Source organism: Zooshikella ganghwensis, assembly GCF_018263875.1.
GTDB lineage: Bacteria > Pseudomonadota > Gammaproteobacteria > Pseudomonadales > Zooshikellaceae > Zooshikella > Zooshikella ganghwensis.
The window spans coordinates 308,236-323,743 of sequence record NZ_JAEVHG010000005.1 but is presented as its reverse complement, the minus strand read 5'-3'; the positions used below and the strand labels follow the sequence as shown (position 1 = coordinate 323,743).

Below are 15,508 nucleotides of genomic sequence, written 5' to 3'. Positions count from 1 at the left end.
AGTGTATAAAACATACCATCAATTTGTACCCTGTACTTTTACCACTTAGTTACCACTTAGTGCATACTACTCCAGACTACAAACTGACACTTTACAAAAAAGCAAAATAGTTTATAGCTCATTAAAAAACAACATCATGATTCAATAATATTGCCAACAGAGGAGTTAACCAACAAGTTTTGCTGTCTATATAAAAGATGGCATTAAAAACAAGAAAAGCTATGCCAAGACTTACTATAACTACCGTGAAGGATTTTAGCGGGGCTAGTCTGGTCTGTTAAGACTAATGATAGCAGTTTCAGCTGTTTTGAAGGTGCTAGCTGTGCCTTCATGTGAAGCAATCTATCAATGATATGACCAGATTTTGGGCCAAAACTTGCTTAAATTTCGCTGGCAACTTCAGGTAGCTAGCTTTAATCTTTTTAAGCCCTGCATGAAATGTAACTTTTTCTATACTTAGTGAGGTTAACAATCAATGCTAATTTACTCACTTCTATATCGCAAAGCTTCAAGCAGTAGTATTCGTTTATTCTGGGTTCGAGGTTTGTAGATTATGTATAAAGGTGAACGATTTAATAGCATTACGCACCTTATTGGCGCTTGTGCTGCACTTTGTGGACTCGTTGTCCTTATTCTTATCGCCTCTGAAGAAGGTGATCCTTGGAAAATAGTCAGCTTTAGTATTTATGGCTCAACCTTATTTTTACTGTATCTGGTTTCCACTCTTTACCACAGTACAAGTGGACGTTTGAAAAATATCCTGCGTAAAGTGGATCATAGCTCCATCTATTTACTTATTGCAGGTACCTACACACCCTTTACACTAATCACCCTACGAGGTCCCTGGGGTTGGGCATTGTTTGGGGTAGTCTGGGGGCTGGCTATTTTGGGTATTATTATTGACTTATGGCCACAGAAAGGAGAGCGGGTCTTACCCATTGTGATTTATCTTGTCATGGGCTGGTTAGCTATTATTGCTTTAGACCCCCTGCTCACTCACCTATCAACATCTGGTTTTGTTTGGCTGCTCGTTGGAGGACTACTTTACACAACAGGTATTCTGTTTTATGCATTTGATGAGCGTATTAAACACTTTCATGGAATATGGCACTGCTTTGTGTTAGGAGGAAGTATTGCTCATTATTGTACAGTATTAATCTATGTCGCCTGAAAGTCAGATTCAGCGTGAATGTTAATACTTATGTTATATACTAAAAGACCCAAACGAAAAGAACTGTGTAATATTTCAGGTGAGTATTCGCTAAATAATAACAGTGATAATTCCTTCTTTATTATGTGCAGCCGTTATATAAAATGCTTTTAGAGAGTCAAAGTTACAACTGATAAAGGATATATCATCTACCGCATCAGAACACTTTCCATAAATACCTGCGCGCGAAAACTTACCTACCGAGTAATGACGCATCAATTGTTTCGCGTCAATAGGGGCTAATTCATCGGCTATCAATGCCACCTTAAGTGGTTCAAAGTAACGTGCGGGTCCACAACCCAGGTCATCTGCAGATATTGGCCTCCCACCCAATATTACTTCACTAATCAGTTCATCGGTTGTCTGCGCTGACCCACAGAGCAAGTAGTGGATTATATGCCAGGATTTATCAATATCTAATGTCGTTTTATCACACTCCGTAAAAATAACCCGAGGCAGCCATTCTGGGGAGCTTAATAATTTATGAATCGTTCCATAAGACATCCGGCGAAAATAGGCGTTCATACTCATAAGATTACCCTAAGGTTTCATCACTTAACAGATACCCCCTTGTGCCCTTGGGGTATAAAAAACCTTCACTGAGGGTATATGGTGGCAATGCTTTTTCTTGATTTATGCCCACTCTCCCTGATCAATAAACCATTATAAAACAATAATACATGGATAAGGCTTAGGCGAGTGTTATATGTTAGAAAAATGAGCGTGAAGTAATTAATAAAAAGTAACTTTTTATTCTAAGGGAAAATAACGGCATGAGCCTTACTTCAATAATCTTTCGCTCATATTGACAGCCACCCCTTTTATTAAAGAGAAGAAGCCCCTCCTTAATCTCTACTACTTACAGTTTACAGTGCTACTGGCACCTGTTTCACATACCCACTCAAGCATTGCAAACCAAGTTAGCCCAACAATAAACCCTTCATTTTGAGTATATTACAATAAATTTGCCAACCCGTGCCAACAAAGCAACTAAATACTCCTCATTTTTGAATACGTTTATTAAAAACAATCATTGTGTTAACCAGTTTTTAGCTCCACCGTACACCAAATGTGATAATACAAAAAATAAAAATGTTAAAGATTGTAGCTGCAGCTTAGTTATTAGTTAGAGGTACCCCCTATTAAATAGGCACATTAATAACCAAGCGCTGACAAGCACATACTTTAATAAACTATTTATTCATACTATTACGTGCAATATCTCAATTTCAAAAATACAAAAACAAAATCACACTTTATTGATATCAACATCGCATCATTAACTTGACATGCATTTTGAAAAGAGGATTCAACCGCTTATGAGTAGTCACAAGCAGTATAAACGGAAACTATCCACCCTTTCCTTAGGTATACTATGTACCTTTAGCGTGATCAATACACCACAGTTAATTGCTGATGAAGCACAATTTGCCCAATTTGTTCAGACAAATCATTTTAGCGAAGCGCAGCTTCTTTATAGCCATACCGAAATGTTCAACTTTGATATTGAGGGCTACTTAAAACAAAATGCGCCTCATTTAATAGACTACGCTGAAACGATTTCACACTGGAGTGGCTACAGCAGTATTAGTCCTAAAGTACTGATCGCATTGATGGAAACACAAACACGTATTATCTCTCAAAAAACACTTTCAAGTGAACAATTAAATAACCCCATGGGCATCCTCTCCCAAGAGGAAAACTTTTCAAACCAAGTAAAAGATGTTGCTATCAAATTAGCAAAAATACATTATCAGCATATAGAAACGCTTCACCAGCAGAAAAAAGAAGGCATTGCGACATACAGTAATGAAGATCACCCACAACCATTTTCCACTATTGAAACGTTATTTGATCAGTCACAACAATCAATTAAATTTACCCCCAAAGAGGATAATGCAACAGAACAAGATGATGCCATCATTATTACTGATGACGTAATGGATAGCGCACCCGCCCACCCAACTGCAGGTCAGTTCTATCAGACGTATCAGCGGCTTTTCCCCCCAATTGAACAAGCCAACACAGCACCCGATTCAGCACAATTTTTTACCAACAACCCCAATAACAACAGTTATCCTTTTGCCCAACTACCACCAGATAACCTTTTACAACTTCCTTACCCAAAAGGTGAATACTGGCGTATTGGCGGTAGTCATACCAATACCGGGAGTGGTAGCTACCCTCAATCCTCATTGGATTTAAATAATGGAGGTAGCTGGGGTTCTGATACTTCGAACAAATGGGTTACTGCTTCAGCAGGTGGAAAGGTCAAAAAGCACTCATCGTGCTTTGTTGAGGTCGTTCATGAAGGAGGGTGGTCCACCACTTACTACCACCTTGGCAATGTCGTTGTTAACAGTGGCCAAACTGTTGAGCGCAATCAGCGACTGGCAAATTACGCAAATAATAAACCACAAGCGCTGTGTAATGGTGGAATGTCTACTGGGCCACACCAACACTTTAGCTTAAAACACAACGGTAGCTTTATACACTTAAATGGGGCAAAGCTTTCCGGTTATAAAGTACATACCGGGCGGGACAGTTACGACTCCGACTGTAATTACTTTTGGCTGGAAGGACATGGACAGCGTTACTGCGCCTGGTCCAGAATAAGTAATCCAGGTGTTCCTGACACTAATCCGAACCCGAACCCGAACCCGAACCCGAACCCGAACCCGAACCCGAACCCGAACCCGAACCCGAACCCGAACCCGAACCCGAACCCAGATCCTGATGTCGATGTTCTACAAAATGGCAAGGCCGTTACGAGTATTTCAGGTAAAAAAGGTGCAAAGAAATACTTTGTCGTTAAAGTACCTCAGAATGCAAAAAATCTCTCCATTGTACTCGACGATGGCAGTGGTGATGCTGACTTATATGTTAAAATAGGCAGTAAACCAACCTTAACAAGCTGGGCATGCCGACCATACATGATTCAACAGCAAGAAGTTTGCGCACTCAAAAAACCACCCGCAAACAGCTATTACATCATGATTAATGGTTATTCGAACTATGAAAATATTAGTGTTAAGGCATCATATGATGTGAAGTAATATACCAAACTCACGGCTGGTTCCCTCCAGCCGTTATACCCTTCTCTAACTCACCCTCTTTTATATTAAAGTGCTCAGCCTAAGCTAATAATGTTTTTTTACTGTCGTGTATCACACTTTGCTGCCATCATGTTTAAATGTGGAATAAAGTTACAAGGCCCATGACGAGCATCAAGCTGCTGCTTCAAAATGCCTTCCCAGCCCGTTCGGCAAGCACCAGTCGAACCAGGTAAACAACACACTAAGGTATGATTTGCTAAACCCGCCAGTGCACGAGACTGTAGTGTAGATGTACCAATTTCTTGAAAGGATATTTGCCGAAATAGCTCACCAAAGCCATCAACTGTTTTATCAAATAAGGGTAACAGCGCTTCAGGCGTCGAATCTCTCTCTGTAAAACCAGTACCACCTGTCACAAGGATAACTTGTACAGTGCTGTCAGCAATCCAGCCAGAAACAATAGCCCTTAATTGATAAATATCATCCTTGCTAATACATCGACTGTGCAATGTATGGCCCGCCTGTTCTACTGCATCAACCAAATACTGCCCTGATGTATCTGTAGCCTCATCTCGAGTATCAGATACCGTCAAAATAGCAATAGAAAGAGGAAAAAAATCTTTTTGAGTGTGTTTACCCATATCTGATTACCTTTAACTGCCGGATATTAACCATTATTAATGTCAATCTCGAAAAAATACTTATACCCAATCATAACTTGAGTCTTTAACAACTACAAAGCTCTTTCCTCCGAAAGACTAACAGGCCAGTTGAAGCAACTTAGACTAGTCTTTTGCTTGGGGAGTGAAATTACTTTGGTATTTCATATGAGGATTATGTTGCTGCTTTTTTTATTGAGTCTTTGCTTTCAAAGCTCAGCAAACCAGTGTTTAAAAAAACCGCTTATTGTCGGTTGGGATCTTTATCCCCCCTATGGCTATTACAACCCAAATAAACAACTGGTCGGATTAGATATCGCATTTCTAAATGCTGTTCTTCAACAAGCTAATTGCCTCTACGAAATTAAGCTGATTACATTTAAACGCTCATTAATAGAACTTAAAAAAGGTAGTATTGACCTAATGCTTACTGTGAGTAAAACAGCAGCGCGCGAACAGTATGCCTATTACTCTCCTCCCTATCGAGACGAACAAATGAGAATGATCATACGTAAGGGAGAACAACATCAATGGCCCCTTCAGAGACTAAGTGACATCAAAAAGTTAAAAATGAGCTTAGCTGTCAGACTTGGCTCATATTATGGTGAAGAGTTTGCTGGACTATTGTCTGACCCATTGTTTCGCGAGTTACTAATAGATGTGAAACAAACCGTTCAGGGAATAAAAATGGTTGCAACTGGGAGGGCTGACGCAGCATTACAAGACGTATACAACCTCAAATACCGAGCAATCAACTTAGGAGTATGGGACAAGCTTGCTCTACATCCTTATATTGTTTCAAGCGGTAAAGTACATTTTATGTTTAGTAAAAAGTCAGTTCCACAGCAGGACGCTAAGTATATTAGTCAAAATATTTTAGCATTTAAAAGGACGGAAGCTTATAAAACGATTTATATGTTAGATTAATATAATTATACCCAAAGCTTAGGTTTTTTCGCGAGGCGTGGCGGAGTCTGTTAAAACCAACGATAGTAACTACAGTTGTTTTATAAGCACTATGGATAGCACCCATGAAAATGATTCATGAAGGGTATAAACTTATCCTAGCAATAACTAGGTTGTTCACTAATAAGCATTAAAACCACCTCTATGGGAAAATTTAAGTTTTATAGCCCAATTGGACGCAAACTACTGGTCGTCGTCATCAGCGTAAGCACCATGATTGCTGTTGGTACCACAGCTATTCAATTAAGTTACGACTACTTTGAAGACATTCAGCGCGTCAATAAAATATTTTTGCAAATTGAAAAGTCAAGTTTACCTAACCTTAATCGATCATTATGGTCATTTGATGAAAAACAGATTGATACTCAACTACAGTCTTTACTACAAATACCTGAAGTCGTCTTGGTCGAGCTAATACAGCAGTCAGGTGATACAACACAAGTGATTGGTCAACGACCCGAATCCTCGCGTTTTTTAACAGAACAAACATTCCCACTAACCATTACGCCATGGAATTCAGAGCAAGTCGAACTCGGCAAACTCACCGTTGTAGCAGACTTAAGTGAAACCTACCGGCGCTTATGGGAGAAGCTTATTGTTATTTTTTTATCCAACTGTACCAAAACTGCAATTGTCGCTTTTGTGCTGCTAATTGTTTTTTGGCAGCTGGTCACCAAACATATCATAACGATTGCCCGTTACATTAACGAACAAGAAAATGCCACACTGATTGAACCCTTAACGTTATCCCGAAACCCAACAAAAGCTTATGATGAGCTTGACTGCTTAGTCGATGCCGTTAACAACTTATATCAATTAACTTCCGAGAAAAAGTCTAAGTCAACAACACAGAATGATTTCCCTCTTACAACCCAACTACAATCTCTGGATATTCCTTTTAATAAAGCTTTAATCAATAATATTGATTCTGACCTAACATCAAATGAAAAAAACGTAATATCGGCAACAGAAAGTGTTGAAAACAGTTTTAAAACCATAGAGCAACAGTTGGAGAATTTAAGCTACTATAAGATTCACTTATCTTCCCATTTTCAACACAGCAAAAAAGAAATTGATCGATTACTCAATCGTATTGCACACCTTAAAAAAAATCTCGAGTGATTAATCTGTTTATCTACATCAGCCATTATATGCGTTATTATATAACTCGTGCCGAAAGATATACCCTACGCTTTCAGCACAAAGTATAAATCGTGGTAAATTATGAAAAGGAGTTTTTAAGTGACCACGACAGAACATGTCTATCTCTATGGTACCTGCACCATTGACTTATTTTTTCCTGAAGCCGGTATTGATGCCATTACACTTCTAGAACAATACAATATCAAAGCTCATTTTCCCCCTGAACAAACCTGTTGTGGGCAACCTGCCTATACCAGTGGTTATCCTCAACAAGCCCAACAGGTGGCCCTTACACAAATTGCAGCATTCCCAGAAAACTGGCCAATTGTTGTACTATCAGGATCATGTGCAGGCATGATGAAACATCATTACACACACCTTTTCCCTGATAATCACCCTCAATCGATACAAGCTCACCGGTTTAGCCAACGTATTGTCGAGTTTAGCGAATTTTTATATCACCACTTAAAAATTACCCTCACTGACTATGGTCAACCAGTACACGCTGCATTACACACAGCTTGTAGTGCACGACGGGAGATGGATACCCTCCAGTGTAGTCAGCAGCTATTATCTCAACTGCATAATGTTTCAGTGGTATCACCCGCTCATGAAGAAGAATGCTGTGGTTTTGGTGGAACATTCTCAGTCAAATTTACTGAAATTTCAGGTGCAATGGTTAATGATAAGTGTAAAGCACTAGAGGCAACCAATATTCAGCATCTTATCAGTACTGATTGTGCTTGCTTACTTAACATTAATGGCTGCTTGGCAAAGCGCCAAAAAACACCACTACAGGGAGAACATTTAGCCAGCTTTTTACGGCACCGATGTCAGTCAAGGAAACCCTAGGGCCTGTTAACACTATTTGAATCACCACTGCCGTAGACTATTTTTCCACCTGGCAAGGCACAAGGAATGCCGTGTAGTCATTCTACATAAGTGACTTGTAACGCTGCTAGGTGGAAAAATAATCACGGCCCGAAGGGTTATGATGGTAAAAGCACTACTCGTTGTTGCTCATTGTTCATTTAGAACCACTAAACTTCACGCTTCGCGCCTAGATTAGTGCTTTTACCCCCATAACAGTGATATTAAAATAGTGTTAACAGGCCCTAACACAGCGCTCAATGATTATTGCAACAAAGGACGTTTGTATATGTCATCATCACCATTCGAAATGAAAGCATCCTCTGTGCTCCAAAATGAGGAGTTACAACACAGCTACCGTAATGCGATGGACTATTTAATAAAGCGTCGTCAGCAACAATTCAATGACCCACTAGAATGGCAAACCTTACGACAAAAAGGTACCTCAATTAAGACCGCTGCGCTGACCGATTTACCACAGTTATTGCTACAACTAGAAGCCAAGTTAATTAACAATGGTATTCAAGTCCACTGGGCTGAAACGCCAGATGAGGCTAATAAACTTATCACTCGACTCATTAAAGAAACCACCAGTTCAAACCCTGACTGCTCACCAGCACCTGTGGTAAAAGGCAAAACGATGGTGAGCGAAGAAATACATCTTAACCAATACCTTGCACAACAAGGCATACCCTGCTTAGAAACCGATATGGGTGAATTTATTGTACAGCTGGCCAAAGAAACACCTTCTCATATCATCATGCCGGCCATTCACAAAAACAAGGCAGAAATTGCACAGCTATTTAAAGAACACATTTCTGGTATCTACCAAGATGATGTAGATATCCTAATTCAGCAGGCTCGTCAGTATCTAAGACAATGCTTTGAAAATGCAACTGTAGGTATTAGCGGTGTTAATTTTGCTGTGGCCGAGACAGGTACTCTGGTGCTGGTTGAAAATGAAGGTAATGGCAGAATGAGTACCACTTTACCCCAAACCCATATTGCACTGATGGGTATCGAAAAAGTCATTGCTTCTTTGACAGAATTACCCCCCCTATTAAGTTTACTCACCCGCTCTGCTACAGGACAATCTATTACAACTTATATCAACATGATCTCAGGACCACGACGAAAGGGAGAAAAAGATGGCCCAGAAAAAGTACATGTTATTTTGTTAGATAACGGTCGCAGCAAACTTTGGCAAGATGCCTCATTACGCGATACTCTTCGCTGTATTCGTTGCGGTGCCTGTATGAACCATTGTCCCGTTTATACCCGCGTAGGAGGACATAGTTATGGCACAACTTACCCTGGCCCAATCGGTAAAATATTAGCACCTCAGCTTGAAACACAAGATAATGCAGCTGATTTACCTTTTGCTTCCAGTTTATGCGGCGCTTGTGGTGAAGTTTGCCCTGTTAACATTCCCATCCCACAATTACTACTTCGATGGCGACAAGAAGCCACACAACAGTATCAAACGAACCATTGTAATCATACGGCTACTCCACAACAATCAACGCCTATTACAGGCCTAAAGTATTCACGTGGACAACACCTTATCTGGAAAACGTGGAGTTGGATTAACTGTCACCCTAAGCTCTATTATTTTATGACCTACTTAGTTACCAAGTGGCGTATTTTATTACCTCGACAGTTAGGTGGCTGGACCCTCTATCGAACACCACCAAGACCCGCTTCAAGCACATTACACCAGCGCCTAAAAAATAAATAACTTGCTAATTAAAAAATATGTCATTAGAAAATAAAGTCATGGATGCACGCACCAAAATACTTAATCGTTTACATCAGGCTAAAATCAAACAACCTCTTTATTCGATTACAGATAATAAAGATAAAAATAACAAAACAATTGATAAATCAAATTCCTCGGTAATCACCAACCCAGGGCATAAGGTTAAATTATTGATAGAACAATTAGAGAAAGCACATGCTCATGTTGTTTTAGGGGAAGCTTACGACTGCCAACAACAGCTTTTAACGTTTCTTAACCAACAAAAAGTTAATTGCTTACTCACGGGAGATCCCATTCCTGAAAATATTAACCACATTTTAACCACAACCTCCCCCTCAACTGCACAATTTCCACGCACAATGAAGCCTTATGCACAACCAATAGAACAGTGGAAAAATCATTTATTTTATGAAGGCAATGCAGCCATCACTAACTGCCTAGCTGCAATTGCTGATACGGGAACACTTGTTCTTCAACCCTCCCCCATTGAACCACGCACCCTATCACTGGTTCCCCCTATTCATATTGTCGTACTTTATACCCAACAAATTGTTCAGAGTTTTGATGCCCTGCTTAACCACACATGTTGGCCCTCAGAGATGCCATCAAATATCGTATTTATATCAGGCCCATCTAAAACCGCTGACATTCAACAAACATTAGCCTATGGTGCTCATGGTCCCAAAGTACTTGCCGTTTTTATAATAGATGACACAAAGAATGAGTAATCTCCATCAAGCACAGTGCCGCAAGGAAGCGGCAAGCAAGCCTCTAAGGAAGGATTCACGGCGTATTCGAAGGTTATTATGTAGACTTTAGCTATAGGTGCTTTTCAGGCTATTTTGGCTTTATGTCCATAGTGCGTTTTTTTTGAACAAGAATCACATCGCTCCCGATAATTTCAAATGAAATGGGCAAACAAGTGCTCAGATATTCAAACACTGGGGGGCTAAAAAACGAGATATGTGTTAAATCCCGAATATAATGCCAACGGGTAAAAGCCTGTTGATTAGTCACTAATTTGGTCATTAACCCTAACCAACCTCCAGGCTTTAACATCCCCAACCATAATTTAATGTAGTGTAATGGATCAGCTAAATGTTCAATGACTTCAGTAGCCGTAATAAAATCATAAGTTTGATTAAGTACTGATTTATCTGGGTAGTAAAATAAATCATATTTATTCACTCCAAAGCCTCTCTCCTCGAACATGGCTGCCAACGCAGGTCCTGGTCCACAACCAAAGTCAAGGCCTTGACCATTAGCCGCTAACTTAGGCACTAATGGTTCCACTACGCGCGATAAAAAACGTCGATAACCTTGATCATAAATAGCATTTTTGTGCTGGTCATAAATCTGTTTTTCTTCATCTGCCGTTAAATGATAATCCGATGGCACAAAAATAAAACTACAAGTAACACACTGTAAATAAATTCGATATTTATCCTGATGATAAACCTGCAAACTTTCTGCAGTACAGACTGGACAATGTGAAACAACTTTGTTCCCAATCGTTTTATTCATTATTTACTTTATCGCTCTATTTAAGTAATCCAAATTAATACCTAAGCTCAATACATGGTCAACACTAAAAACAATCCGTTTTTTGCTGGTCATTAACTAGACTGCGAATCATAAGCCACGCTTGTTATTTGGCAACTTACCAATACAAGTCTACAGTCATTAGCACTAGGACGCTATCTGTCATGGAGACATACGACATGTTACTTAATGATGCGCACTTCCATTTCTGTGCTTTCAGCACAATTAAACGAATAATCTTAAGTATACTCTTAATTTATGCACTACCGTACAGTTTTAATACATTCTGCGCCACAATGGAATCTATTTCAATAACCCATTCATCAGACTCTCAATCACTTGCGACATTAACTCATTTAACGTCATCAGAAAGTTTACAACTGATTACCAAAGTTGAAGTGAATGAACAACTTATAAAGCATCGCTATCAACAACACTATCAAGGCATCCCTGTATGGAACTCAAACCTTGTTGCCAGTTATAACCACCGTAATCAGTTACTGAATTTTTCAGGTTTTTTGCTGAGAGATATTCAATCAGATATAGAATCAGTACAACCCTCACTTTCATCCTCAGAAGCACTCAACATTGCCTTAGCGGCAGAAAATATCTTCCTTCATCAAAGCTCTTCACATACTGCAAGAAATGAAAGAAACCCAACACTTATCACTAATAAAAAAGCAACGCTTTACATTTATCTTGATAAACAAGGTCAAGCTCAACTTGTTTATATTGTATCATTTATGGCTCATACCCCTGTGGCTCATACAATCAAACCAAAACGACCGTTCTACATTATTAGTGCGCACAGTAAAGACATTCTGGACCATTGGCAAGGATTAACTACCCGCCAAGCAACAGGACCGGGAGGTAATGAAAAAACAGGTATTTATCACTACGGGTCAGACTATGGTTTCTTAACTGTAAGCGACGACTGTCGTATGACAGGTCCCTATATTGATACCGTTGACCTCAACCACCATACTGCACGTGGCAAGGTGCATCAATTCCCCTGCGCTAATAACACCTATAAAGCCATTAATGGTGCTTTTTCTCCACTAAACGATGCTCATTTTTTTGGCACAACCATTCTCAACATGTATGAAGAGTGGTTTAAAATTGTTCCTTTAGCCATGCGTTTAACTATTCAGGTTCACTACCGTCAGCATTATGAAAATGCTTTCTGGGATGGACGTAATGTAACATTTGGAGATGGTTATAAATCCTTTTACCCTTTAGTTAGCCTTGATGTTGTTTCCCATGAAGTTGCACATGGCTTTACCGAGCAACACTCAAATTTAATTTATCGCAAACAGCCAGGTGGCATTAACGAGTCATACTCAGACATTGCAGGGGAAGTCGCTGAGTATTACTTCAATAAAAAAAATGACTGGATGGTAGGTGGTACTATAACGAAGACCTCAGGTGCTTTACGCTATTTTGCAGACCCTACACGTGATGGCCGTTCTATCGACCATGCTGATGATTATACTTGGGGTTTGGATGTACACTATACATCCGGTGTTTTTAATAAAGCATTTTACTTACTTGCCTCCACTCCGGGCTGGGATGTTCGCCAAGCCTTCACCCCCTTTATGCTGGCAAACCAGCTTTACTGGCGCCCTGAAACAAAATTCAATGAAGGTGGTTGTGGTGTTGTTCAAGCCGCAAAAGACTTGCAACTCAATGCTGATGATGTTGAGTCAGCATTTGCACAAGTGGGGGTTAATGCTAGCTGCCAATCCCCTAATGACTCCATCATTAAAATAGAACATAAAAAAACGCTATCAGGACTATCAGCAGATAAAAAACAAGCCTTATTTTTTCAAATGCCTGTTCCCTTTGGCATGCATAATTTGATATTTAAAATTTGGGGCGGGACTGGCAACGTCGATCTTTATATGCGCCATAAAGACAAACCAACTCGTTTTATTTGGGATTGCCGTCCTCTTAAAAATACCAATGAAGAACTTTGTCAAATTGATCAACCTAAGACTGGTACTTACTACCTAATGCTTTATGGACAGGCGGCTTTCCAGCAGGTCTCTCTCCAAGGTAGTTATGAAATGCGCGTTATAGACTACCTCAATAATACTTCTGTTGCGATACCTGACCGAGATTTTGAGGGGGTTAATAGTGATATAAAAGTAGGCTTAGGTAATACCGTGATTCGCGCTAGAATAACCGTAGATATTACTCATCCAGATATTGGTGATATTGCAATCAGCGTAACACCACCAAACGGACACCGCTTTTTACTGAAACCTTATATGTCTCAAGAAGGCCAACGAGACCTCAACGCACGCTATGAAATAAAACTAGATAACTTGCAACAAGGGGGTATCTGGCAGCTCAATGTGAAAGATGTATTCTCACGCTATACCGGCACTTTAAACTATTGGCGCTTAGAATTATTTGATGATGAGTAAAAATTAAAGTCGTATAAACGCTTACTCTTAGTACTTTTGCCCCATAAAGTAGTTCGCTATTGAATAAATTCAGTAAAAAAACCAAGTGTATCCTTTTTGCTGAATTTATTCGTGTAGTTTGATACATTTACATCGCTTATATTTTACCACAAAAAAGCACATCCGTACTTATTTTAGGACATCTCTTAAAGTAGTGATTTTTTTAAAGTACTCTTTATTTAACCAAACAACTTATTTAACTAAACAACTGATTAAAGATACCCTTCACTAAAAGTGTATCTTCCAAGGAAAGGTGTTATGTTTAAATGCATATCCAATAACATTGCTAAAAAGGCAATGACCACTCATGCAGTTTCTAAGTTTACAGCCTGTATTTTATTATCTTTTACATCAACCGCTTTTTCTGCAGACATTAGCCAGTCTTCCGCCCAAACCCTTGCTACCCAGTTTTTTGAAAGCAAGTATGCTACAAATACTGTTGATGTAACTCATGCTCAAATTAAATACGATAACAATAACAAAGCAAAAGCTTATATTTTTCAAATAAATCACCGAGGCTTTGTGATTGTCGCGGCACAACAACAACGCAATCCAATTTTGGCTTATAATAATACTCACGGTGAGATGACATTTTTACAGAACCACTCACCACTCATGAACTGGCTGACTGACTATACAGCACCTAATACCAAGCCTGCGACCTCACGTAATGCAAGAAGCAAGCGATCTACAACAAATACATCCGTTGCACCCTTAACAACAACAAAGTGGTCACAAAATGGTTTCTATAATGATTTAATACCCAACGAGTCGCTGACAGGCTGTGTAGCGACTGCAGTTGCTCAGTTTCTAAAATACCATCAATACCCTGAACACGGTTACAGTCATAATAGCTACACCTACTCTGATCAAGGCACTATCTCAACCGATTACCGTACAACCTATTATCAGTGGGATAATATGCCAGACCAGCTGTTAGCCGCGAATAATGATGTTGCCACACTGATGTTCCACAGTGGTACGGCTGTAAAAACACTTTATGGCCCAAACCTATCTTTAGCCCCCATGCGTTTTATCCCAAATGCACTAGAAAAACACTTTAACTATATTACAAATGGCTTTGAGTACGTCAGCCAGTTTGACAACCTTCCCGCCTGGCGCGACCTTATTATCCATGAGTTACAGGCAAGACGTGTCGTCATTTTAACGGGACTCAGTGGTAACGCCGGTCATGCCTGGATTGTCGATGGTTATGATGGTCATGACTACTTTCATATGAACTGGGGTTGGGGTGGAAACATGAATGGTTACTTTCAGTTAACCTCGCCAGCACCGCGAGGAAATTATAATTTTAATCAACGTATGGCTTTTGTAAGAGCCGCACCTCGTCCATCTTTAAACCATATTCCTTTTTGCGAAAGTACGCAGTACCTTACCGCTAACCAGGGAGAGATCAGTGATGGCAGTCAGCAGTGGAATTATCCCGTAAACAGCGATTGTAGATTTATTCTTCAACCAAATGTAGCAGGCCAGTTAAAGCTGCAATTTCAGTCATTTAATACTGAAAGAAATCATGACTTTGTCACCATTTATGATGGTACTACAACTGCAGCCCCCATGCTTGGCCGGTTCCATGGATCTTCTCTCCCAACAACAATTACCAGCCAGACTGGCAATTTATTAGTCCATTTTACCAGCGATGACATTGTCAGTGGAAAAGGTTGGCAAGCACGCTATTGGGTACAATAAACTCGGATTAAAACGAATCCTAAGCTTAAGATACAAGGACAACAGGTGTTGTCCTTGCATTAAAAAACTATTTTTGGGAATCTATCAATTCTTGCTGCTGTTCACGTAACTCGGCAATTAATTTA

12 protein-coding genes are annotated in these 15,508 nt (G+C 39.7%); 9 read left to right on the top strand and 3 right to left on the bottom strand.

Annotation, left to right across the window (positions count from 1 at the left end; translation table 11 throughout):
• Positions 1-553 precede the first annotated feature (553 nt).
• The gene (trhA, locus tag KHS79_RS10385; RefSeq protein WP_027708516.1) at positions 554-1,171 is read left to right on the top strand and encodes a PAQR family membrane homeostasis protein TrhA; all 618 of its coding nucleotides are present in this window, start codon (positions 554-556) and stop codon (positions 1,169-1,171) included.
• A 90-nt stretch (positions 1,172-1,261) separates the two neighbouring features.
• On the opposite strand, the gene KHS79_RS10380 is transcribed toward trhA, so the two are convergent.
• Positions 1,262-1,741: a YfbM family protein gene (locus KHS79_RS10380; protein ID WP_212718714.1), complete on the bottom strand. Its 480-nt coding sequence runs from the start codon at positions 1,739-1,741 to the stop codon at positions 1,262-1,264.
• 788 nt (positions 1,742-2,529) lie between these two features.
• Here KHS79_RS10380 and KHS79_RS10375 point away from each other — a divergent pair.
• Positions 2,530-4,266, top strand: a complete 1,737-nt coding sequence (locus tag KHS79_RS10375; RefSeq protein ID WP_233468362.1) for a peptidoglycan DD-metalloendopeptidase family protein — start codon at positions 2,530-2,532, stop codon at positions 4,264-4,266.
• Between the two features lie 98 nt (positions 4,267-4,364).
• Here the strand turns inward: KHS79_RS10375 and moaB are convergent, their stop codons facing one another.
• A complete protein-coding gene (gene moaB / locus KHS79_RS10370; RefSeq protein WP_212718713.1) occupies positions 4,365-4,907 on the bottom strand; it encodes a molybdenum cofactor biosynthesis protein B in 543 nt (180 codons plus the stop codon).
• A gap of 195 nt (positions 4,908-5,102) precedes the next feature.
• On the opposite strand from moaB, the gene KHS79_RS10365 reads away from it, so the two are divergent.
• The 5 genes from KHS79_RS10365 to KHS79_RS10345 all read left to right on the top strand — a co-directional run bounded on the left by KHS79_RS10365 (position 5,103) and on the right by KHS79_RS10345 (position 10,391).
• Positions 5,103-5,852: a substrate-binding periplasmic protein gene (locus tag KHS79_RS10365; RefSeq protein ID WP_212718712.1), complete on the top strand. Its 750-nt coding sequence runs from the start codon at positions 5,103-5,105 to the stop codon at positions 5,850-5,852.
• Between the two features lie 183 nt (positions 5,853-6,035).
• A complete protein-coding gene (locus KHS79_RS10360; protein ID WP_212718711.1) occupies positions 6,036-7,013 on the top strand; it encodes a hypothetical protein in 978 nt (325 codons plus the stop codon).
• A gap of 120 nt (positions 7,014-7,133) precedes the next feature.
• Positions 7,134-7,886 carry a (Fe-S)-binding protein gene (locus KHS79_RS26085; protein ID WP_094787203.1) on the top strand — a complete coding sequence of 251 codons (753 nt, stop codon included), beginning with the start codon at positions 7,134-7,136 and terminating at the stop codon, positions 7,884-7,886.
• A gap of 307 nt (positions 7,887-8,193) precedes the next feature.
• Complete coding sequence (locus KHS79_RS10350; protein WP_212718710.1) at positions 8,194-9,642, top strand: LutB/LldF family L-lactate oxidation iron-sulfur protein; 1,449 nt, start codon at positions 8,194-8,196, stop codon at positions 9,640-9,642.
• 17 nt (positions 9,643-9,659) lie between these two features.
• Entirely contained in the window at positions 9,660-10,391 is a 732-nt protein-coding gene (locus KHS79_RS10345) for a LutC/YkgG family protein (RefSeq protein WP_212718708.1), read from the top strand.
• 109 nt (positions 10,392-10,500) lie between these two features.
• Here KHS79_RS10345 and KHS79_RS10340 read toward each other — a convergent pair whose 3' ends face one another.
• Positions 10,501-11,187 carry a class I SAM-dependent methyltransferase gene (locus tag KHS79_RS10340; RefSeq protein WP_212718706.1) on the bottom strand — a complete coding sequence of 229 codons (687 nt, stop codon included), beginning with the start codon at positions 11,185-11,187 and terminating at the stop codon, positions 10,501-10,503.
• A 182-nt stretch (positions 11,188-11,369) separates the two neighbouring features.
• Here KHS79_RS10340 and KHS79_RS10335 point away from each other — a divergent pair, with 182 nt between their 5' ends.
• A complete protein-coding gene (locus tag KHS79_RS10335; protein WP_212718703.1) occupies positions 11,370-13,634 on the top strand; it encodes a M4 family metallopeptidase in 2,265 nt (754 codons plus the stop codon).
• 297 nt (positions 13,635-13,931) lie between these two features.
• A complete protein-coding gene (locus KHS79_RS10330; protein ID WP_212718701.1) occupies positions 13,932-15,383 on the top strand; it encodes a C10 family peptidase in 1,452 nt (483 codons plus the stop codon).
• The last annotated feature ends 125 nt before the right edge of the window (positions 15,384-15,508 follow it).